Source organism: Halomonas sp. ND22Bw, from assembly GCF_003011945.1.
Taxonomy (GTDB): domain Bacteria; phylum Pseudomonadota; class Gammaproteobacteria; order Pseudomonadales; family Halomonadaceae; genus Halomonas; species Halomonas halophila.
Genome location: NZ_PXWD01000968.1, coordinates 1 through 268 on the forward strand (window position 1 = coordinate 1; position 268 = coordinate 268).

At 41.0% G+C, this 268-nt stretch carries 1 protein-coding gene; it reads left to right on the plus strand.

The features are described 5' to 3' along the window. A partial coding sequence (locus CVH10_RS26880; protein ID WP_219924934.1) for a hypothetical protein occupies positions 1-268 on the plus strand: 268 nt, incomplete at both ends.

The window sequence follows — 268 nt, forward strand, 5'->3', positions numbered from 1 at the left end:
GTGTATGCAGGGAAGATCTTTGCAGACAAACTTCCTTTTATGTTATTGCAGGTACATCCGGGTAACGAAACCTATTACTACAACAAAGAAGCGTTCAGCCTGATGAATAAATATGAATTCTTCAGTGATGAATATGTAGGCGTGAATATTGAGCACAACTTCAACGGGAAGTTATTGAACCTGCTTCCGTTTATGAGGAAGACGGGGGTAAGACAGTTCTGGAATGTTAAGGCCGTAACCGGTAACCTGTCTTATAAAAACAGGGTGT